The sequence below is a fragment of the Lacibacter sediminis genome (assembly GCF_014168535.1).
Classification (GTDB): Bacteria; Bacteroidota; Bacteroidia; order Chitinophagales; family Chitinophagaceae; genus Lacibacter; species Lacibacter sediminis.
In genome coordinates, this window is the sequence record NZ_CP060007.1 from 1,780,733 (window position 1) to 1,798,477 (window position 17,745).

17 protein-coding genes are annotated in these 17,745 nt (G+C 39.9%); 9 read left to right on the forward strand and 8 right to left on the reverse strand.

Annotated features, from left to right (window positions below; genetic code table 11):
• The first annotated feature begins 160 nt into the window (after positions 1–160).
• Positions 161–1,996 carry a family 16 glycosylhydrolase gene (locus H4075_RS07595; RefSeq protein ID WP_182805611.1) on the forward strand — a complete coding sequence of 612 codons (1,836 nt, stop codon included), beginning with the start codon at positions 161–163 and terminating at the stop codon, positions 1,994–1,996.
• A gap of 111 nt (positions 1,997–2,107) precedes the next feature.
• On the opposite strand, the gene H4075_RS07600 is transcribed toward H4075_RS07595, so the two are convergent.
• Positions 2,108–2,782 (reverse strand): hypothetical protein, encoded by a 675-nt coding sequence (locus tag H4075_RS07600; protein ID WP_182805613.1) that lies wholly within the window; start codon positions 2,780–2,782, stop codon positions 2,108–2,110.
• A 187-nt stretch (positions 2,783–2,969) separates the two neighbouring features.
• Here H4075_RS07600 and H4075_RS07605 point away from each other — a divergent pair, with 187 nt between their 5' ends.
• Positions 2,970–3,671: a head GIN domain-containing protein gene (locus tag H4075_RS07605; protein WP_182805615.1), complete on the forward strand. Its 702-nt coding sequence runs from the start codon at positions 2,970–2,972 to the stop codon at positions 3,669–3,671.
• A 95-nt stretch (positions 3,672–3,766) separates the two neighbouring features.
• Positions 3,767–4,555 carry a hypothetical protein gene (locus tag H4075_RS07610; RefSeq protein WP_182805616.1) on the forward strand — a complete coding sequence of 263 codons (789 nt, stop codon included), beginning with the start codon at positions 3,767–3,769 and terminating at the stop codon, positions 4,553–4,555.
• Positions 4,556–4,610: 55 nt separating this feature from the next.
• Here the strand turns inward: H4075_RS07610 and H4075_RS07615 are convergent, their stop codons facing one another.
• From H4075_RS07615 to H4075_RS07640, 6 genes are all read right to left on the reverse strand, one after another.
• The gene (locus tag H4075_RS07615; protein ID WP_182805618.1) at positions 4,611–5,207 is read right to left on the reverse strand and encodes a response regulator transcription factor; all 597 of its coding nucleotides are present in this window, start codon (positions 5,205–5,207) and stop codon (positions 4,611–4,613) included.
• Positions 5,204–6,430 (reverse strand): sensor histidine kinase, encoded by a 1,227-nt coding sequence (locus H4075_RS07620; RefSeq protein ID WP_182805619.1) that lies wholly within the window; start codon positions 6,428–6,430, stop codon positions 5,204–5,206. Before H4075_RS07620 ends, H4075_RS07615 begins: the two co-directional genes overlap by 4 nt.
• Before the next feature lie 248 nt (positions 6,431–6,678).
• A complete protein-coding gene (locus tag H4075_RS07625) occupies positions 6,679–7,320 on the reverse strand; it encodes a response regulator transcription factor (protein ID WP_182805621.1) in 642 nt (213 codons plus the stop codon).
• Positions 7,317–8,027 (reverse strand): sensor histidine kinase, encoded by a 711-nt coding sequence (locus tag H4075_RS07630; RefSeq protein WP_182805622.1) that lies wholly within the window; start codon positions 8,025–8,027, stop codon positions 7,317–7,319. Before H4075_RS07630 ends, H4075_RS07625 begins: the two co-directional genes overlap by 4 nt.
• Before the next feature lie 47 nt (positions 8,028–8,074).
• Positions 8,075–8,710 (reverse strand): hypothetical protein, encoded by a 636-nt coding sequence (locus H4075_RS07635; protein WP_182805624.1) that lies wholly within the window; start codon positions 8,708–8,710, stop codon positions 8,075–8,077.
• A gap of 9 nt (positions 8,711–8,719) precedes the next feature.
• A complete protein-coding gene (locus tag H4075_RS07640) occupies positions 8,720–9,226 on the reverse strand; it encodes a hypothetical protein (protein WP_182805626.1) in 507 nt (168 codons plus the stop codon).
• Positions 9,227–9,710: 484 nt separating this feature from the next.
• Here H4075_RS07640 and H4075_RS07645 point away from each other — a divergent pair, with 484 nt between their 5' ends.
• The 5 genes from H4075_RS07645 (at position 9,711) to H4075_RS07665 (ending at position 16,749) form a co-directional block, all read left to right on the forward strand.
• Positions 9,711–10,385 carry a hypothetical protein gene (locus H4075_RS07645; protein WP_182805628.1) on the forward strand — a complete coding sequence of 225 codons (675 nt, stop codon included), beginning with the start codon at positions 9,711–9,713 and terminating at the stop codon, positions 10,383–10,385.
• A 55-nt stretch (positions 10,386–10,440) separates the two neighbouring features.
• The gene (locus tag H4075_RS07650) at positions 10,441–10,737 is read left to right on the forward strand and encodes a hypothetical protein (RefSeq protein WP_182805630.1); all 297 of its coding nucleotides are present in this window, start codon (positions 10,441–10,443) and stop codon (positions 10,735–10,737) included.
• Positions 10,738–10,747: 10 nt separating this feature from the next.
• Positions 10,748–11,944 carry a hypothetical protein gene (locus H4075_RS07655; protein WP_182805632.1) on the forward strand — a complete coding sequence of 399 codons (1,197 nt, stop codon included), beginning with the start codon at positions 10,748–10,750 and terminating at the stop codon, positions 11,942–11,944.
• Positions 11,945–12,503: 559 nt separating this feature from the next.
• On the forward strand, positions 12,504–15,719 hold the full coding sequence (locus tag H4075_RS07660; protein WP_182805634.1) for a M12 family metallo-peptidase: 3,216 nt from the start codon (positions 12,504–12,506) through the stop codon (positions 15,717–15,719).
• Positions 15,720–16,053: 334 nt separating this feature from the next.
• Positions 16,054–16,749, forward strand: coding sequence for a chitosanase (locus H4075_RS07665; protein ID WP_182805636.1), 696 nt, complete (start codon positions 16,054–16,056; stop codon positions 16,747–16,749).
• 185 nt (positions 16,750–16,934) lie between these two features.
• Here H4075_RS07665 and H4075_RS07670 read toward each other — a convergent pair whose 3' ends face one another.
• On the reverse strand, positions 16,935–17,123 hold the full coding sequence (locus tag H4075_RS07670) for a CsbD family protein (RefSeq protein ID WP_182805638.1): 189 nt from the start codon (positions 17,121–17,123) through the stop codon (positions 16,935–16,937).
• A gap of 388 nt (positions 17,124–17,511) precedes the next feature.
• Between H4075_RS07670 and H4075_RS07675 the strand changes: the two genes are divergently transcribed.
• Positions 17,512–17,721 carry a hypothetical protein gene (locus H4075_RS07675; protein WP_182805640.1) on the forward strand — a complete coding sequence of 70 codons (210 nt, stop codon included), beginning with the start codon at positions 17,512–17,514 and terminating at the stop codon, positions 17,719–17,721.
• Positions 17,722–17,745 lie beyond the last annotated feature (24 nt).

Consider the following 17,745-nt stretch of genomic DNA (forward strand, 5'->3'; position numbering starts at 1 on the left):
CGAACGTTATGAATGAAGTAATAAAGTAGCCCCGGATAACGACGGATACCGCTTGCTGATGTAGTATTGATGTAGTATAATCAGATGCTTTCGAAAATCGGTTTGGTAATATTGAAACAGAATTCATTTATCTCAAAACAATTACCAAAAACGATTGCACATGTTAAAAAAATGCACAACAGCTTGTCTGTTCACGGCACTGGTTGCCCTTAGTTTTCTGTTCAATATAACCGCAAATGCCCAATGCCCTACGCTTGTTTGGGCCGATGAGTTTAACGGCACAACATTAGATGGCGCTAAATGGACTGCCGAAAACGGTGGTGGCGGATGGGGCAATGGCGAATTACAGTATTACAAAGCAGCAAATGCAACAGTAGGTAGCGGTACCTTAAAGATCACTGCAAAAAAAGAAAGGGTACAAGCCAATAACTACACATCGGCACGTATCAAAACTTATCTCAAAGGCGATTGGACATACGGCCGTTTTGAAGCCCGTATCAAGTTGCCAAAAGGTGCCGGGCTATGGCCTGCATTCTGGATGATGCCTACCGACAGTTACTATGGCACATGGCCACGCAGTGGTGAAATTGACATCAGTGAATTGGTAGGTGCAAAACCAAATAATTCGTTTGGTACATTACACTACGGCACATCATCAACCGATCATCAGTATAAAGGCGCTAACTTTTTTTTAAACTCAGGTACGTTTGCAGATGCCTTTCATACGTTTGCTGTAGAGTGGCAGGCAGGTGTTATTAAATGGTATGTAGACGATAATCTTTACAGCACACTTACTTCTGCTGATATTGCTCCCTACGCATGGCCCTTTGATAAACGTTTTTATATCATTCTTAATCTTGCAGTAGGAGGTACACTGGGTGGTACAGTTGATACAAAGATCTTTCCCGTAGCTATGGAAGTGGATTATGTGCGTGTGTATGCAGGTAACACCCCAACCATTTCAGGTAAGCGGGTTGTGCTTAACCAGGCACAAGGCGAAACATACAGTATAGCAAATGCTCCTGCGGGAAGTAATTATAACTGGAGTGTTCCACCGGGTGCAACAATTGCTTCGGGACAAGGCACCAATTCCATTACTGTAAACTGGGCCAATACAAGTTCATCAGGTAATGTAAATTGTGCAGTAAGTTCTTCCTGTGGCACTTCTAACCTTGCAATGAATGTATATGTTGAACCGGCTTATAATTATGCATTCTCTTTTGTAAATTTTGATGCATCAGGTCAGGCTACTTATTCACGTAGTGATGGCACATACAGCGTGGTGGCCAACCCATCAGCAAGTGGGATTAATACATCGGCGCTCAGCGGTAAATATATCCGAAACAGCACAGTACAATACGATTATATACAGTACAACACAACGGCTATTACAAACGCAGCTGATTATAAAAATAAAGTAAAGAAATTTTATCTCGATGTCTACACTGCCGCACCAGTTGGCACACCTGTACTGATTCAACTCGAAGGAAGCACTGCTTCTGCTACAAATTACCCGACGGGAAGAAACAGCAGGTATGTTGCTTACACCACAAAACAAAACCAATGGGAGCGATTGATTTTTACATTCCTTGATGCACCCGATGCTGCTGCATCTGATGCAGGTGTAACCCGCATGTTGTTAATGTTTAATTCCAATTCATTTACAGGAAGTACCTATTATATCGATAATCTTGATAGTTATTCAGTTGGTGCCGCTGCCCGTATAGGTGAAGCATCTGTTACTGCTTTGCCTGTTTCAAATTTAATGCAGACGCAGATTTATCCTAACCCGACAGGAAATGAATTGCGTATTCAACACATAAAAGCAAATACATCGGTATCCATTTTAAATCTGATGGGTCAGTCGATGGGCGTATATAAATTTAAAGAAGCAGGTAATGCAGTCATCGATATTTCATCATTGGTCAGTGGACAATACCTTGTGAAGTTTACAAGTAATGATGAAACAAAAACATTGAAAATCATAAAACAATAATCGTGCATCTGAAATGAAGTAAGCCGGTTCACGGATATCTTCATAAAATAATACCGCCGGATTTCCGGCGGTATTATTATCTTTTGCTTAGGTATGCTCTATTATTTTCTATTATTCATCTTTAAAAAACGTTTCTCCCTTAATAAGCCAGGAATAACCAAACGCTAACAAGGCGATCGTCTCCAATACATACGTTGGTTTTAAATGTTTCAATGCCTGGTACCAACTATCAATAAGACCAATCAATGCAATGGCGACGATACATACAACGATCGTCCAGCCACAGGTTTTATAAATGTAATTGCGGATCAGTTTCTGTCCGTGTATATCTCCTTCCTGGCTCGATTTTACAAAGAGTACAAGTGAAAAATAAGCAAAAGTGGAGAACAGTAACACAGCACCGCCATAATGCATGGCATTCGAAAAAGTATTTGATTGTTGTGTAATACGGCTGCATTCGTCAAGTGTGTACTTGCCAAAATTGGTAGGAAACATCGCAACGATCACGGCAAAGGTGCCGCCCAGTTTAGACGCAATCATATCCCTTTTATCGTAACCATTGTATGTAAATAAAAACAATGCTACGGCACACAATATGCCAACAAACAGATTACCCATATCAGTATAATAAAAATGACTGATGCTCGGAGGAAACTTACAACCCTTTTCAAAAAGGAAATAACCAACAAGCAGTACAAATGGTAAAGCCATGCCGGAAATACCTACTGCTTTGCGCAGCGTTAGAAAAGAAATAACATACTTGTCGTTTGGATTCGATTCAGTCATATGATGGTTTTAAAGCGATAAGATAGTAATTTTTTGAAATATGAAAAAAGGGTAACCTCTATGAAATTTCAGAAAGGATGCAGGACTGAATGCTTCTCTTTTTGTTCACACGTTTATGTGATTGTTTGGCCTCATTGCATTCTGCATTTTTGCAATTGTATTGTTATTTGTATTGAACCTTATCATCATGAAAAGAAGTTACATTTTTCTGTGCCTCGTTATTTTTATTGGCCTGATATTTACCTCCTGCCGGAAAGAAGGCTTTCAAACTATTACCAAAGAGTTGAATGTACATGACTTCAGCAAACTGGAAATTGCCGGTGAATTTGATATTCGTGTAACACAGGGAGCCAACTATAGTGTTCGCATTACAGGCAGGGAGCGAGACCTGGCTGATCTTGAAATCAAGGTATTTGATCATCTCTTGTTAATGGACTACCCGCATTTTGATCTGCGCAGACAGAAAGCAATCATTACCATTACCATGCCTTCTTTACAGGATATGGTTTTTGCCGGTGTGAGCAATATTACAGTAGAAGGGTTTACCGAAACCGTTCCTGTACGGGTAGAAACAAGTGGGGAAAGTAAACTGCATTTAAAAATGAATGCGCCCTTATTTCAACTGCTTGCTTCAAGCCTGTCAGAAATAACGCTCGACGGTATTGCAGGCGAACTAAAAGCAGAAACTGCCGGCGCTGCCATTATTGACACATACGCAACACCGGTAGTAAAAGCAACAGCAGTAGCCGCCAGTCAATCCACCATTAAAGTGTTTGCATTGCAATGGATAAGTGCCACTGCAGCAGGCAAGAGCCGCATTTATTATAAAGGAAACCCGCAGCAGGAAAACCTTGTGATCAGTGGTGATGCACGTATTATAGAAGAATAAATTCTGAGTAGCAAAAGTCAGGATCGTTTTTCTGATTACTGTACACGATAAGTTGGGATAAAGATCATTTTTAAACCTCGTTAAATAAAGTGATTATGCAAAAAGTCATGTATTCATTTCTGTTGATCATTGTTCTGCAGGCCTGTAATTCAGTACCGAAAATTGCAGTTAGTGATTCTTCCCTGCACACTGCTGAAGGATTAACTGTAAAAGGCCGCAATGGTTTTTTTATTAAACAAAAACTTTCATTTGGTGAATACAGAACAACGGCTGTAAATCGTTCCTGGACAAAGGGAAGCAGCTGGGGTTTTCGTGTTCCTGTACCAAACGATTGGGTGGAGCGGTTGAATATTGATTTTGTACGTCGAAAACAAACCGTGCGCTTCAGTCTTGTTGATCAAGCAGGTCATCAATCGGAAGTAACGGCATTTTCGAAAGTACGTTGGCACGATTTATCGATTGGAAACAACCCCAATAGCATTGTAAATATCATTGGTGATATTATGCAGATAGGTGATGGCGGTGTTAATACGTACGCTGTACGCATCATCCCTGCAAAAAATGCAGTACCATGGGAAATGATCATTGACAATAACGCTGCTCAACGAAATGCAAAAACGTACACGGGATTACTGGCTAAAAGCAAAACGGAATATTATATAGTGGCGCCTGTTTATAAACTTCTGAATAAACAGGGTAACGCAGTAAATCTTCCGTTTGGCGGCTCAGTTGGTTTTGAATTCAGGAATCAAGAGGGACAAACAGTTGCAGCTGTATCACTGATGGAAAGAGGTACTGTTTATTTTGGCCAGGTATCAGCTGAAGAAAAATTTTTATTAGCAAATGCTGCTGCTGCTTTGCTTTTGCAGCAACAGCTGGATTAAGGCTTGTGATCAGTTTAATAATAAGGGATGAACATACATTGAAGCGCATTATTGATCAACTCTCCCTGTTCATGATATAAACAAGATGCGGAAAGTTGCTGATATTATTTTTCTGCAACATGCGCCTGCGGTGCGTCTTCACTGTTTCAATACTGATGAAGAGTTGGCGGGCTACCTGTTTTGAGGTAAGACCTTCCGCAATAAGCCTTGCAATTTCTTTTTCACGTTCAGTAAGATCAAGCTTTGGATAGATACGTGCTGTTTGTCGTTTAATGAATTTATGAAAGGCCATTTGCACCGCCACCAGCAACTGTGTATCGTTATAAGGTTTTATTAAGTACATCACAGGGTCGGCCGCAAAAGCCTGTTGTAAAGTTTTGCTGTCGCTGTAAGCAGTTAAGAAAATGATCTCTGCATCAAACTCTTCTTTTAACTGTAATGCAAGTTCAGGTCCTTTTACATCGCCTTTGATGTTGATATCGCACAATACAACAGCGGGCAGTGTATCTGCTTTGCGACAAATGAGCAATGCCTCTGCTGCTGATTTGGCAATGCCCGTTACATCATATTCTTCTTCAGCCAGGAGTTCTGCAATTCCATTGGCAATGATCAATTCATCTTCTACAATTAAAATACTGTTATTCGTCATCATTCTGCTTTCATTTGTATCGTGTATCGGGTGCCCGGCTTGTTTGTCACCTGCATCGATGCGTCAAGTTGGTTCACTAGTATACCTACGAGTTTTAAACCAAAACCGCTTTCTGCTTCATCATTATTTTTTAAACCAATACCGTTATCGGCAACGCTGAGTTGCAAGTCATCACCTGTTTGCGCAAGCTGTATATAAAGCTTTGGATCAGTTGTTTGTTTGAATGCGTGTTTACAGGCATTCGTCACCAATTCATTTACAATAAGACCGATAGACACTGCACGGTCAATATTCATCGATGGGTTTGGTAGTTGCACAGTTGTTTCCACCGCAAATGCAGGCAAACCAAAACTACCGGCCAACGAAGAAGTGAGTTGGTTCAGGTAATCCTGCATATTAACTGCCGCCAGTTCGTTATCAACATATAATTTCTGATGGATCATGGCCATCGCATCAACCCTTGTTTTGCCTTCCTGCAATGCAGTTTTTGCATGTTCATCTTCCACCCGGTTCGATTGCAGACTCATTAAGCTCGATACCACCTGCAGGTTATTCTTTACACGGTGATGTAGTTCACGGATAAGCGACTGGATATAAATATTCTTCTCCTGTGCATCGGCATACAATGTTTCCAATTCCGTTTTTTGCAACGTAATCGTGCGTTGCTCCCGATCGTAACTGCGGCGGAATAACCAGATCACCAACGCTGTAAAAAACAATGTATAAAGAAGTGAGGTTGCATAATCGGCAATACGCTGTGCATTGGTGCTGTAGGGTATGATCCAGTCAGGATTATAATATTCAAGAACCAGGAGGCTGATGATCGATACTGCATAAATAATGCATAACAGTAACTGCATGCCCGGCGGCGAAATTAACAGCAGTGCGGTGAGGATCATGACCATTAAATAAATGGTGGGACCAAGCGATGCGCCATTATAAAAAAACAAAGGAGCCAGTACAAAAATTGTTGCCAGTATAAACCCAACCAGTAAAGTCTGGTTAAACAGTTTCCTGAAACGTGAAAGGTAAAAGGTGAGCAGTGTAAGTGAAGCACCCGTTATACCCAGGATGATAGTGGTGGGGTGTAAACCAAGGATAGAATTAAAGATGGTGCCTTGTGCCGAAAAAACAGTGAGTACAAAGCTGGTGAGGTTAAAGATCCTGTGCTCAAATGAAAATGCTTTTTCAGTGCCTGCAATGGTATAATAGAGCTTACGTAACATGGCAGTGTAGGGAACGTATGTGAATTTGGTTGATTTAGTTTAACTCCTGTATCGATGAAATTAAAAAGAAAACGATTGGCCGCAAGTATTTGTTTTATTTGTATGTATCTTGATATGGATTGGGTTTAAACAGCACAATATTTCTGTGATCAGGATCGATGTCAAAGGTCAAAGAATTTAATTAAAATGTGCATAGTGTTATGTTGTTTTGTTCTTCTTTGCATGAAACGTCCCTAAGAAACAAGTTCTTATAATTTCACAAATCCTTTCCTTAACGCTTCCAAACAAAGTCCTACACGGCTTTGTACTTTAAATTTTTGGAATAGCGATTCCCTGTAGCCATCTATTGTTCGTTCAGCCAGAGTCATTTCTGCAGCTATTTGTTTATAGGTAAGTTCGCTGCAAACGTAGCTTAAAAAAATCTTCTCTTTTTCCGTCATTACTATTGATGGCGTTTCAGATGAGGTCATCAGTAAACGTCTGAAATTTATATTAGAGGCATCTGCATTGTAATAGCCTTTCGTTACCACTTCTTTCAAGGCCTTCTCCAGCTCTGTAGGGTGTGTGTCTTTCAAGAGAAATGCACAGCAACCTGCTTTAAACATTTCTATGATGGCTGTATCTGTATCATTCATAGAAAGTGCTACAAGTTTCATGGCCGGATATTTATCATTCAGCCACTTGCTGGTAGCAATACCATCGAGCACCGGCATGTTTACATCAACCAGCATCAGGTCTGGTGGCGTCGGCAGGTTGCTGATTTTATTTTTTAAACTTTCGCCATTTAACGCTTCAACAACCACTTCGTAGTTGCCGAAGCTTTCAAGCATCAATTGTAATGATTTTAAAAAAAGCTGGTGATCATCCACTAAGCCAATTGTTGTTTTCATAGCTCTTTTTTTTGTAGAGGGAAATAAATATGCACGTTTGTTCCATTGCCGGGCGATGATTGGATGTTAATAATTCCACCCAGCAAATGAATACGGTGCTGCATATTGGTAAGCCCCATATTCCGTTTTACAGTTGCTGTATCAAACCCTCTGCCATCATCTGTTATTTGTATCGTGTAACCTTCCTCTTCTTTTTGCACCCGTATTAAAATAGAAGCAGGACTTGCATGTTTTACCGCATTTTGTACAGCCTCCTGTACAATCCGGAAAAGGATGATCTGTTCATCACTTCGTAATAAAAGCGGCACCTGTTCTTCATAGCTTGCTTTGATCACTTCACCCGCATTAATGCGGTCAATGACAGTTTGAATATTTTCAGAAAAACTAAAACGTTCGAGCCACTCTTTATCCAGTGATTTTGCAAGGGTACGTATCTCATTGATGGCCTGTCCCAATGTAGCATTTGCTGTGAGCAGTGTATCAGGTGGATTTTTCAGTTCCCGTTCGGTTAAGCCAATAAGCATTCGTGAGGTACTGAGCAGCTGGCCCACATTGTCGTGCAGTTCTTTACCGATTTGCTGAAAGGTTTGTTCCTGCACTTCAATACGTGATTGAAGAAGTTGTTGTTCAAGTTCTTTTTCCATGGTTAGTTTATCTCTTATAAATTGATTACGGCGCTTCCGGTGAATGACAATAAATGAAACCATAAAAGTAATTACAAGCAAAAGTAGCACCGTGCCTATAATAACAATTTCTAAGATTTTAATGGTTTCAGATGGCATATCAGCGCAATAAGAAAAAAGGAGTAAAGAAAAATATTAAGACCACGGCTCAACAGACGCCATACCTGTAAATTTAGTGTGCTTTTGGTATACGCCAGATAATCAAATGCGGTGAAATAAAAAAAGAACCCGGCATAAAAAAACAAAAGGGCCGTACATACCCAAAACATAGGCGTGCGGATAATATTCAGTTCAGTATCCACTTCAAGCAGTTGTTTAAAATAACGGTAACAGAAATAGATTATGGCTACGGTTGCAATACGGTAAGAAATGGTATGAAATCTGTTTGTGCCTTCTATAAAAAAAATATTCACTGCTGCAACAACCAGAAATACCGGTATGGCAATGAGGGCTGCTTTCTTTAGCGCAGGCTCTTTAAAGCTTCGGTAAAAGATGTAAAAATAAAAGCAGAACTCAAACACAGTAAAACCATTGTAAAGCTGGTTGCTGATGTTCTGTATGTTCATCCAGTTAAACGCAACGGCTGTTTCAAGAACAAGCGTTAAAAAAAGATAGGGCACAAAGAGCCGGAACCAGGCAGGTTGTATACGCATGATAAAAACAAGCCCCGCTAAAGTTGCTGCAGCAATGATATAGAGATCAAACATATTGTTCAGTTACATTCCTCCGTTACATTCTGGTGGGCAAAGACGGGCATTGTCTAAGCCTTCTTCAGGATCAAATAAGGGAGCCATGGTTATAGCTGCATCTTCATGCAATTGATCTTCATCGACTGTTCCGTTTTTTTTCGTTAACACAAGGATAGGTGTGTCCATTTGATGGTAGTCGCTTGCAGGTTTTGTTCTTGGTTCCGGTTGATAACGATGAGAAGCATCATGCATACCAAAGTAAATCCTTATGCCATATGCTTTTAAATCAGCTCCCGGCGACAAATCAACATAGTTCTCTCTTAGAAACTGTATGATTTCTCCTAGTGAATACCATGCGCTTCTTGTGTCTTTGGTTTTGTCATGAGGTTCAATCTTAGTGCTTCCCTTTCTTTTTTTTCCCGTATGACGATTATAGGTTGCCATTAAGTCTTCTATATCTTCTTTTGAAATTGATTTTGCTCCGGCAAATGCTTCCTGAGCTAATTTTTCTTTTGAAACAATTTTAATTGGCATAACTGTAAATTTGGTGAAGAATATTCAAAATAGGCAAAACAAGCCGAAACATCAAACGGGAATTTTCCCGTAGCCCACACCGTTACTTCCCCCTTGTGTTATTGTAGTTGAAATAAGAAGTTTGCAGCATAAACACCACATTGTAAAGCCAAGGCCGTTGCTGACTTATGAAAATCAAGTACCGGGTTGCAGAGCAGAATCTCTATCTGATGCTATTGATACATAACACCGGTATCTGTCTGAGAACTGCAACTGTTGGTACGGTTGAATCATTTAAACCAAAACGCTGCATTGTTATGAATTTCCTTCACGAAAAAGATATGGGTTGATAAAACTCCATTACCACAATTATTTACTTAAAGAAATATAACTGAAAGGTTGGTAAAGACACGACCCAAATCGATAGTGTATGTGAAAGTGTTTAAAAGCAAAAACCCGGGATGCCGAAAACGGGATTATAGAGTAGGCGGCTCAACTCCATTTTATGAAAAAGAATATTTTGGTATCGGCATTGATGATTTGTTGCTTATATACCTTTTCTCAATCAACCGATTCGGTAGTAAAACAACATACTACAGACATACAGGAGATTAAGAAAACAACAGATGTTTTAAAGAAAAATATTGATACTGTTGGAAAGGCTGTTGCGCAATTAGATAAAAAATTTTCGACAACAGTTACTGATTGTGCTAATTGCGAAATTGGTTTTATGCAATGGGTTTTAATTTTTTCTCCTGTATTGATTTTTATGATTGTATTGCTGGCTATACGAAAAAAAATGAAAGACTTCGACTTGAAGGAAGCGTTGTCTGAAACTGAATTGCCTAAGAAAATAATTCCTAATCCTGAGTACACTGCAGAGAAAATAAAATCATTGGCAGAAAACCCTATAGCTGCCGGTCTTTTAACAACGCTCCTTCCTGCCACTCTCGAAGTAACAGCTTCCGATGAGCCAACAAAAAGCAGCAGCAGGTACATCGCTTTTATAACAAGTTCATTAACATGGGTATTGGCATTGTGCTTAACGTGTTTTTTTATCTATCAATATATAAAAAGTAATGAGGCTCCAACATTGACTGGCCTTTCTTCAGTACTGTTGGCGTTAGGTATAGGTGTGGTGCCATATGCATTCAATAAAGTAAGCAAAGCTTTAGAGTAACATATAAACCGGGAAGCCGAAAACGGGAATAAAGAGTAGGCATTAAATTAAAATTATGAGCACAATTACCATCAAAGGGAATTTCTCAGGTAATGTCAACAATTTTGTCATACTAGACGTATTCCGCCCAAATTCCCTGCAGAATCATTATGATTTCAGAAAAACATTTGAAAGAGATTTTGAGGAAACTCTTACAGATCTTTTACCCGGTCTTACTTACAATATTGACTTTACAGGGTTTACCACAGCTAATTTCGAAATAACGATTTCGGGTGATTTTGACAATCCTAACCCTATAGAAGACTCAGTTAGCAAAGCATTCAGTCCTGGCTATGCCATTCAAACCACCTAAAAATTAAGAAATGAAAAAATATATTATAATATTTATTTTGTCGATAGCATGCATTCATGGCTATAGCCAATTTACAGACGCAGAGGGAAAAAAGGTTAGCGCAATTGTCAATTCTCAAAAAACGGCAAACAGTAAGGATATACTTAGTACTTTTTTCAGGGCAAGTATAGATGACTTGCTAGGCGATGATCGAAAGTTTTCCCTTAATTCCACTTTTTTTGGATTAGACTCAGTTTTTAGAAAAAAGGGAAAAGAAATATCTTACAGCAAGGAAAGAAGACTCAGACAAACGTCTTTCAATATAGGGCTTGAAGGTGATAGTCTTAGTTCAATTACCAAAATATCCGGTGGCTTTACGTTTACAATAATGAACAAGAAAGATATTACACTAAAAAAAATCAAAAGTGTTGACAAGAACGCCTTAGTTAAAAGTGCATTTATATTAGCAGATATTAAAACGGAAATCCTTGCATATATAGCAAAGAAATATCCAGCAAAATTTAATGATGTAGACACACTAAAAGACATTAACCTTTCATGGACAAATGCAAGCGCAAACAATGATTTTTCGAGCTTACACCCACTGATAGTTGAAGCGCTGCTTAGTCCCGGCCTGGCTGCATCTGCTGTTAAGAGCGATGCAAGCCTGGGTATTAGCGAAGATGATGTAGAATTAACTGTAATATCACTATTGAAAGGCAAAAACACGGCAAGAGATTTATATGATGCCATTGGTGAAAAATATTCCCGAAAGCCACTGTGGACTTTTTCGCCTACAGTTGTTTATGACAGAAACAACAGGCAAGGTGAGTATTTTTTTGCTTCTGAATTCACAGTTGGAATTGGCAAAGATTTAAGCAAAAAACCTTGGGAGATTGAAGTAAAATCAGCTTTTAAAATAACCAACGATACAGCTACGAAAAAAGTGAATTACGATAGCAAACCATTCTCAATAAGTCTGGGCGCAAACAAGGTTTTAATCGAAAATGAAACTAAAGAACCTAAAATGGAGTTTAAATTCTTCACCCAGTATGATTATCAATTCGGCAAAGTCCAGGTTGGAGAAAAACCTGGCATTTTCTCTTTAAATACAACTCTAAGGATTAATATTTTTAAATCATTATGGCTACCTCTAACTGTTAAATACGATGTAGAAAATGGCAATTTTCTTGGGTTCCTTGCGGTTACAGCAAACCTTGGTAATTAATTTTTCTTTCTCCCGCCCCGGGGTCTGTCCTTAGCCGACCTCGGGGATTTTTTTATCCGTTTGTGTTTTCAACAATCCTTCAATCAAACTCACCGCTCACTGTTCTCATACTTGATCTCGTCCTAATCTTTTATTAATTCCTTGTACATATCGCCTTGCGCATAAATATGATCGACCAGTTGGTTGTTGCATTTATAAATAAACAGCAAACGTTCAAGATGTGTTTTGCAGTTGGGGTGGTTAAACAGGTACTTGCAATCATCTGCATTGCAGCAATCTTCATGTGCACAGGAATGGAAATCGGGACAATGACCGTTGCTGTCGTCTTATGAGTGGTGGTTGGTGTTCAGTCATGTGTTTTTGATGTTTAGGTTGGTGCTCTGTAATTCTGAATCTCGGGGTCGGTTACACCAGACCCCTGGCCGACGGAAAGAACAATTTTCCTCATTGTCCGGTCTTTGTCCGGTCGAAGTCAGCCTTTTGTCCTGTTCGTTTTGCTGGGTTTGTTATACTCCTGGTCTACTTTACAGACACAATCATTCATCTCAACTAAATCACCATGACTGCTTTTTTTCGCAAGCGAACTGCTCGTGTTCGCACAGTTTTTTATCAATGTGTTTTTGCTGTTCTTTTTTTGTTTCCATTGTCGGTGGCTGCCCAGTACAAATTAAAGGCTACACCGGTCAATCAAAAAACCTTGCCTTCGCTGGAGAAAGTGTTTAAAAAGTATCACCTCTTTACAATCAATGCACCTGAACTTATGCGCAACTCCAAAGCGCAGGGGAGAGCTTCTTTTAAATTTGATCTGGAGCTTACCGGTCTTCAATCGCTTTCACTCTCGTTAACAGAGCAGGATATATTAAGTGAATCGTACAGTATGATTGTTGCCGGCCCCAACGGTAAAAAAGAAACCGTCCGGCCCGATATTAAAACCTATACAGGATGGGTGGCCAACGAAGAAGGTTCAATAGTGGCACTTACCATTTCCGATAAAACCATCTTTGGACATATCAAAGGGAAAACCACCGACTATTTTATTGAGCCCTTGCGGTATTATAATAAAAAAGCAGCGGCCAACAGTTTTGTTGTGTATGAAACAAAAGATGTAGTGCCCTCTTCCGCCTCGCTGTGTGGCGCAACGGAGGTTGCCGAAAAGCAAATAGCTGCAGCCGAAACATCAGCAACTACACTTGGTTCAGCAACGGGTACCTGTAAAATCATCGAAATGGCGGTTGCTACGGATGCGACCATTTTTGAAAAATACGGGTCGGCTGAGTTGGTTGAAGAGCACAATATCAGTATTATGAATACGATGGTGCTGTTGTACAGTAATGCCCAGATTGGCAGTTCGTATTTACAGTTCAGAATAAAACGAAATTACGTTTCCACTTCAGCAGCAACAGATCCTTATTTATTACCGACCAATCCAACCGGTTCAGAAGATCTGCTGCAAATGTTTAGACTATGGGGGAGCGCCGGTGGATTTGGCATTGGCTTCAATTTTGATTTAGGTCAGCTCTGGACCATGAAAAATATTATACCTGATAATGGGGGAGTTGTTGGCCTCGCTTTTGTTGGCGCAGTTTGTTCCAGTGCAAAATACCAGGTAAACAGAGATTTATTTTCGCAAACGGGCTTACAGGCAGGGGTACTTGCCGCCCACGAAACGGGTCATAACCTGAGTGCACAACACGATGCCTCCGGAGCCCCGTATATCATGGCCCCTAGTTTAGCAGACCCACCAAATACAGTTTTTAGTTCTGCAAGTATTCTGAGTATGACAAATTACTTGAACAGTTCCTTGGCAGCATGTATTAGTGGCTGCAACACTGAGCCACCAACAGCAGGTTTTAATTTGCCTAAGTTTAGTTGCAGTAATACCTTCAACTTAAACAGTGCAAGTGTTGGATCTGTTAATGGAGTTTTTTGGGAAACGCCTGGCGGCAACCCTGCAACTTCAAATGCACAGTCGCTGACGGTACAGTATGCAACACCAGGTTTAAAAACCATTGCATTAACGGCTTATAATAATAATGTAACGAGTACGGTTGTTAAGCAAGTATTTATTAATTCGGGCTTACCGAATGGATGTCGAACAATAACGGGAACAGGACCTGCACCGGGTGCATTTGCAAATTTTAAATTAAACGATCTGGAACATGTTTTTGGAGGCACATATGGAAGTGTTTATAGAAATAATACCTGCACCGAGGTTGTTTCTTTAACACCCGGTGAAACATATACTTACAAAGGAACAGTAGGGTTGCCTTTCATCAATGTAAGCAGCACGCTGCAGGTGTTTATTGATTACAATGCAGACGGTGATTTTTTGGATGAAAACGAAGCTGTTCACACGTCACCCGAGTGTATCATGGGCGAGTATAGCTTTTCGTTTACTGTGCCTTCAAATGTAACCGTATCAGACAATCCTGTTCGAATGCGTGTAGTTGGCTTAGGTTGCGGAGCAACGCTGGGAAATGGATGTAATGTTGCTCCAAATTCAATGGTAGTAGATTTTGGTGTGCTTTTTTTACCAGCCGAGAAATTTTACTATGTTGACCGTGACCGTGATGGTTATGGTAATCCCAATTCAAAAGCATGGTTGCGCAGTGAAACAGCTCCTCCGGGTTATTCAACAACAGGAGACGATTGTAATGATGATTTTCCCTGGCTTAATCCGGCTACTGTTTGGGTAAAAGATGCTGACAATGACTTCTATTACACCGGAGATCCAATTGTACAATGTACATCACCTGGTGCAGGTTATACCTATATTATGCGAAATCCAGGTGATTGTGATGATACCAAAAAAGAAATCAATCCTCTCACTGTTTGGGTGAAAGATGAAGATGGCGATCATCATTATACCGGCGCTCCGGTCACACAATGTGAAAAGCCCGGTGACGGATATGTAATTCAAACAATTGAACTCATAGCAGGCGATTGTAACGATGCTGATCATACAGTTTTCGAAAACCAAACCTATTATAAAGATGAAGATGGGGATGGTTTCGGCAATATCGCAAAACCAATTGCTGTATGTTCATCCACAGCGCCCGCAGGTTATGTAACCAATAGTGGAGATTGTAACGACAGTAATCCGGCTATCAGTCCTGCAGCAGTAGAAGTATGTGGTAACCAAATTGATGATAATTGTGATGGTGTTATTGATGAGGTTGCGTGTTATACCTGTACAAACGCAAATGGATTAACTGTTACTGATGTTACAGCCAACAGTGTACGTTTAAGCTGGAGCGCAATTGCTAATCCGGAGCAATGGCAACTGCAATACAAAGCAATCGGTAAGGGCAGCAGTAAATGGATGGATATTTTCTTAACCGGAAATATTCGTTCAGTAACCATACCCAATCTTGTGTCTAATCAAAATTACCAATGGCAAATAAGGGCGAAGTGTGGAAAATCGTGGACAGCCTATCTTGCCGGATCAAATTTCAGAACAAGTGCAACAACTGCAAACCGATCTGCTGATGATTTGTTTACAGGAAATGCAAATGCAGCAATGCAGTTGTATCCAAATCCGTCAAACGGAAACTTTACGTTGAACTTACAACTTGAGCAGGCAATAACAAGTACAGCAAACATCAGCATCAGAGATATTGCGGGTAAGCTGTTATTTACAGAAAAGGTAAATGTTGTAAACGGACTTGTATGTAAGAATATTCAATTGCCGGGATATGCAACAGCTGGTATGTACTTTATTGAAGTGTCGGCAAATGGTAAATGGTTTAAAACAAAGTTGATTGTAACAAAATAATACAGCGACACATATTGATCGTGTTATGTCGTGACGTTGTTTTTTAACAGGTAAGTAATCAGGAGTCTGTGGTATTCAAAACAGATTCCTGATTACTTTTTTTGTTGTTGAAATTTCTGGTACTGAAAATTTTAGTTCGCTTTGTGCCTTTTTGGCAAGGATGAACATCATCGTTCACTTCGCTACAGTGTCCCGACCGTGTGCTTTCTTCATCTGCGTTTTTTTGTGTTCATATGCCGCAATTCCTTTACTTTTTTGTGGTTGTAAATACGGTGTTTTCACGCCTGTTTATACAAACAATATGTTGTAAACTAGTAATACAAAACCTAAACTCATGGCTATTACTGCACAACAAAAACAAAAGATACTCCGGGTAGTAAATGTATTTGAAACCGGAAGTATTGCAGGCAATTATGCTGCCATTACATTGTTGAAAGATGGTCCTCCGGGAGCCGACGGCAGCCCGATGAAGCAAATTACGTATGGCCGCAGCCAGACAACAGAGTTCGGCAATTTAAAAATGCTGATTCAACAGTACATTGATGCGAATGGATCGTTTGCTGATGCATTAAAACCTTATGTAAGTAAGATCGGGAAGAAGCCAAGTCTTTGTACTGATGCTCTTCTTTTACAAACGTTGAAAACAGCAGGTAAAACAGATCCTGTCATGAAAAAGGCACAGGACGATTTTTTTGAACAATTGTATTACCAGCCGGCGCTTAACTGGTTTACGGGTATGAAGTTTACCACGGCGTTAAGTATGTTGGTTATTTATGACAGTTTTATTCACAGCGGTACAGTGCCTTCCTGGTTACGTGAGCGTTTTGCAGAAGCTGTACCTAAAAACGGTGGTGATGAAAAAAACTGGATCAAACAATATGTACATGCAAGACATAACTGGCTGGCAAATCATTCACGGGCCATCCTGCGCAAAACTATTTACCGCACACAGTGTTTCAAAACCAATATTGCAAAAGATAACTGGGATCTGTTGCAGGTTATACATGCGAATGGTATAGCTGTAAGCTGAAAAGTATAAGCTGGAGATGCAACTGTTGTTTCACTTTTTCTTAAGCTGTATTTCATTCCTTTGTTTGCGGAGCATATTTTCTTTTGAGTTGCAAGGAAAGCCGGAGGCAAGAAAACGATTGCTGCATAAAAAAGCAGATTCCTTTTACGGAATCTGCTGTAAAAAAATAGTTGAGGCATTAAACGTTAACCCAGGTCTTTTAACCACTTCACCAATTCATCTTTGGCTTTGCCGGTTTTCTTTTGAATTCTTCCCCACAATTCATCGTCTTTTCCTTCTTCGTAAGTAAGATCATCATCGGTTAACTCGGCATATTGCTGTTTGAGTTTGCCTTTCCACTCATTCCATTGTCCTTTTACTTCTAATTTGTCCATACGATCATGTTTAGGTGTTATAAATTGTGTACCCGCTTATACTGTAGGAAAACTGTGCCAGAAAAGCTGCAGCGTGCAAGCTACTTGCTTCCGGCTGCTGGCTGCAAGCTTGTTTACGTTAAGTATGATTGTTGTTAAATGGTTGGCATGTAAACCATAATGCAGTTTCCTTATCCTAAGTTCTTCCCGTCTTTGCGTCTTCGTGGCATCACTTGCATCTTTCGGCAAAAGCAGATATAATGAATAATAAAACCTTTACAAACGGTTAAACCACAGCATCCTCAACCACAGGCGTTTAGTAAAACTGATCGTCTGCAATAACTGCTGTTTCTTTAACATTTCATCACTGGCCTCATATTTGAAACAGTAGAAGTATAAAACATACATTATGGCACAATCAGAAGAAATAAAAAAGAAAAAAACAGATGAAGAAACATCTGCTATAAAACCCGATCCTGAAACACTTCACAAAACAGATCCGCAGGATAATATGAAGGGACCTATCTCTTCGCTTGTGAATGGTGTAAAAGAAGTGGTGGAAGAAAATGATAAGGAATCAAAAGAAGAAGCAACGAGGAAGAGAGATGAGCATATGTAAATAGTAGAATTTGTAAGTTGTAAG

Excerpts from the sequence above, each read along its gene's own strand:
- H4075_RS07595 (WP_182805611.1), top strand. The coding sequence starts at position 161 with ATGTTAAAAAAATGCACAACAGCTTGTCTGTTCACGGCACTGGTTGCC.
- H4075_RS07600 (WP_182805613.1), bottom strand. The coding sequence starts at position 2,782 with ATGACTGAATCGAATCCAAACGACAAGTATGTTATTTCTTTTCTAACG.
- H4075_RS07605 (WP_182805615.1), top strand. The coding sequence starts at position 2,970 with ATGAAAAGAAGTTACATTTTTCTGTGCCTCGTTATTTTTATTGGCCTG.
- H4075_RS07610 (WP_182805616.1), top strand. The coding sequence starts at position 3,767 with ATGCAAAAAGTCATGTATTCATTTCTGTTGATCATTGTTCTGCAGGCC.
- H4075_RS07615 (WP_182805618.1), bottom strand. The coding sequence starts at position 5,207 with ATGATGACGAATAACAGTATTTTAATTGTAGAAGATGAATTGATCATT.
- H4075_RS07620 (WP_182805619.1), bottom strand. The coding sequence starts at position 6,430 with ATGTTACGTAAGCTCTATTATACCATTGCAGGCACTGAAAAAGCATTT.
- H4075_RS07625 (WP_182805621.1), bottom strand. The coding sequence starts at position 7,320 with ATGAAAACAACAATTGGCTTAGTGGATGATCACCAGCTTTTTTTAAAA.
- H4075_RS07630 (WP_182805622.1), bottom strand. The coding sequence starts at position 8,027 with ATGGTTTCATTTATTGTCATTCACCGGAAGCGCCGTAATCAATTTATA.
- H4075_RS07635 (WP_182805624.1), bottom strand. The coding sequence starts at position 8,710 with ATGTTTGATCTCTATATCATTGCTGCAGCAACTTTAGCGGGGCTTGTT.
- H4075_RS07640 (WP_182805626.1), bottom strand. The coding sequence starts at position 9,226 with ATGCCAATTAAAATTGTTTCAAAAGAAAAATTAGCTCAGGAAGCATTT.
- H4075_RS07645 (WP_182805628.1), top strand. The coding sequence starts at position 9,711 with ATGAAAAAGAATATTTTGGTATCGGCATTGATGATTTGTTGCTTATAT.
- H4075_RS07650 (WP_182805630.1), top strand. The coding sequence starts at position 10,441 with ATGAGCACAATTACCATCAAAGGGAATTTCTCAGGTAATGTCAACAAT.
- H4075_RS07655 (WP_182805632.1), top strand. The coding sequence starts at position 10,748 with ATGAAAAAATATATTATAATATTTATTTTGTCGATAGCATGCATTCAT.
- H4075_RS07660 (WP_182805634.1), top strand. The coding sequence starts at position 12,504 with ATGACTGCTTTTTTTCGCAAGCGAACTGCTCGTGTTCGCACAGTTTTT.
- H4075_RS07665 (WP_182805636.1), top strand. The coding sequence starts at position 16,054 with ATGGCTATTACTGCACAACAAAAACAAAAGATACTCCGGGTAGTAAAT.
- H4075_RS07670 (WP_182805638.1), bottom strand. The coding sequence starts at position 17,123 with ATGGACAAATTAGAAGTAAAAGGACAATGGAATGAGTGGAAAGGCAAA.
- H4075_RS07675 (WP_182805640.1), top strand. The coding sequence starts at position 17,512 with ATGGCACAATCAGAAGAAATAAAAAAGAAAAAAACAGATGAAGAAACA.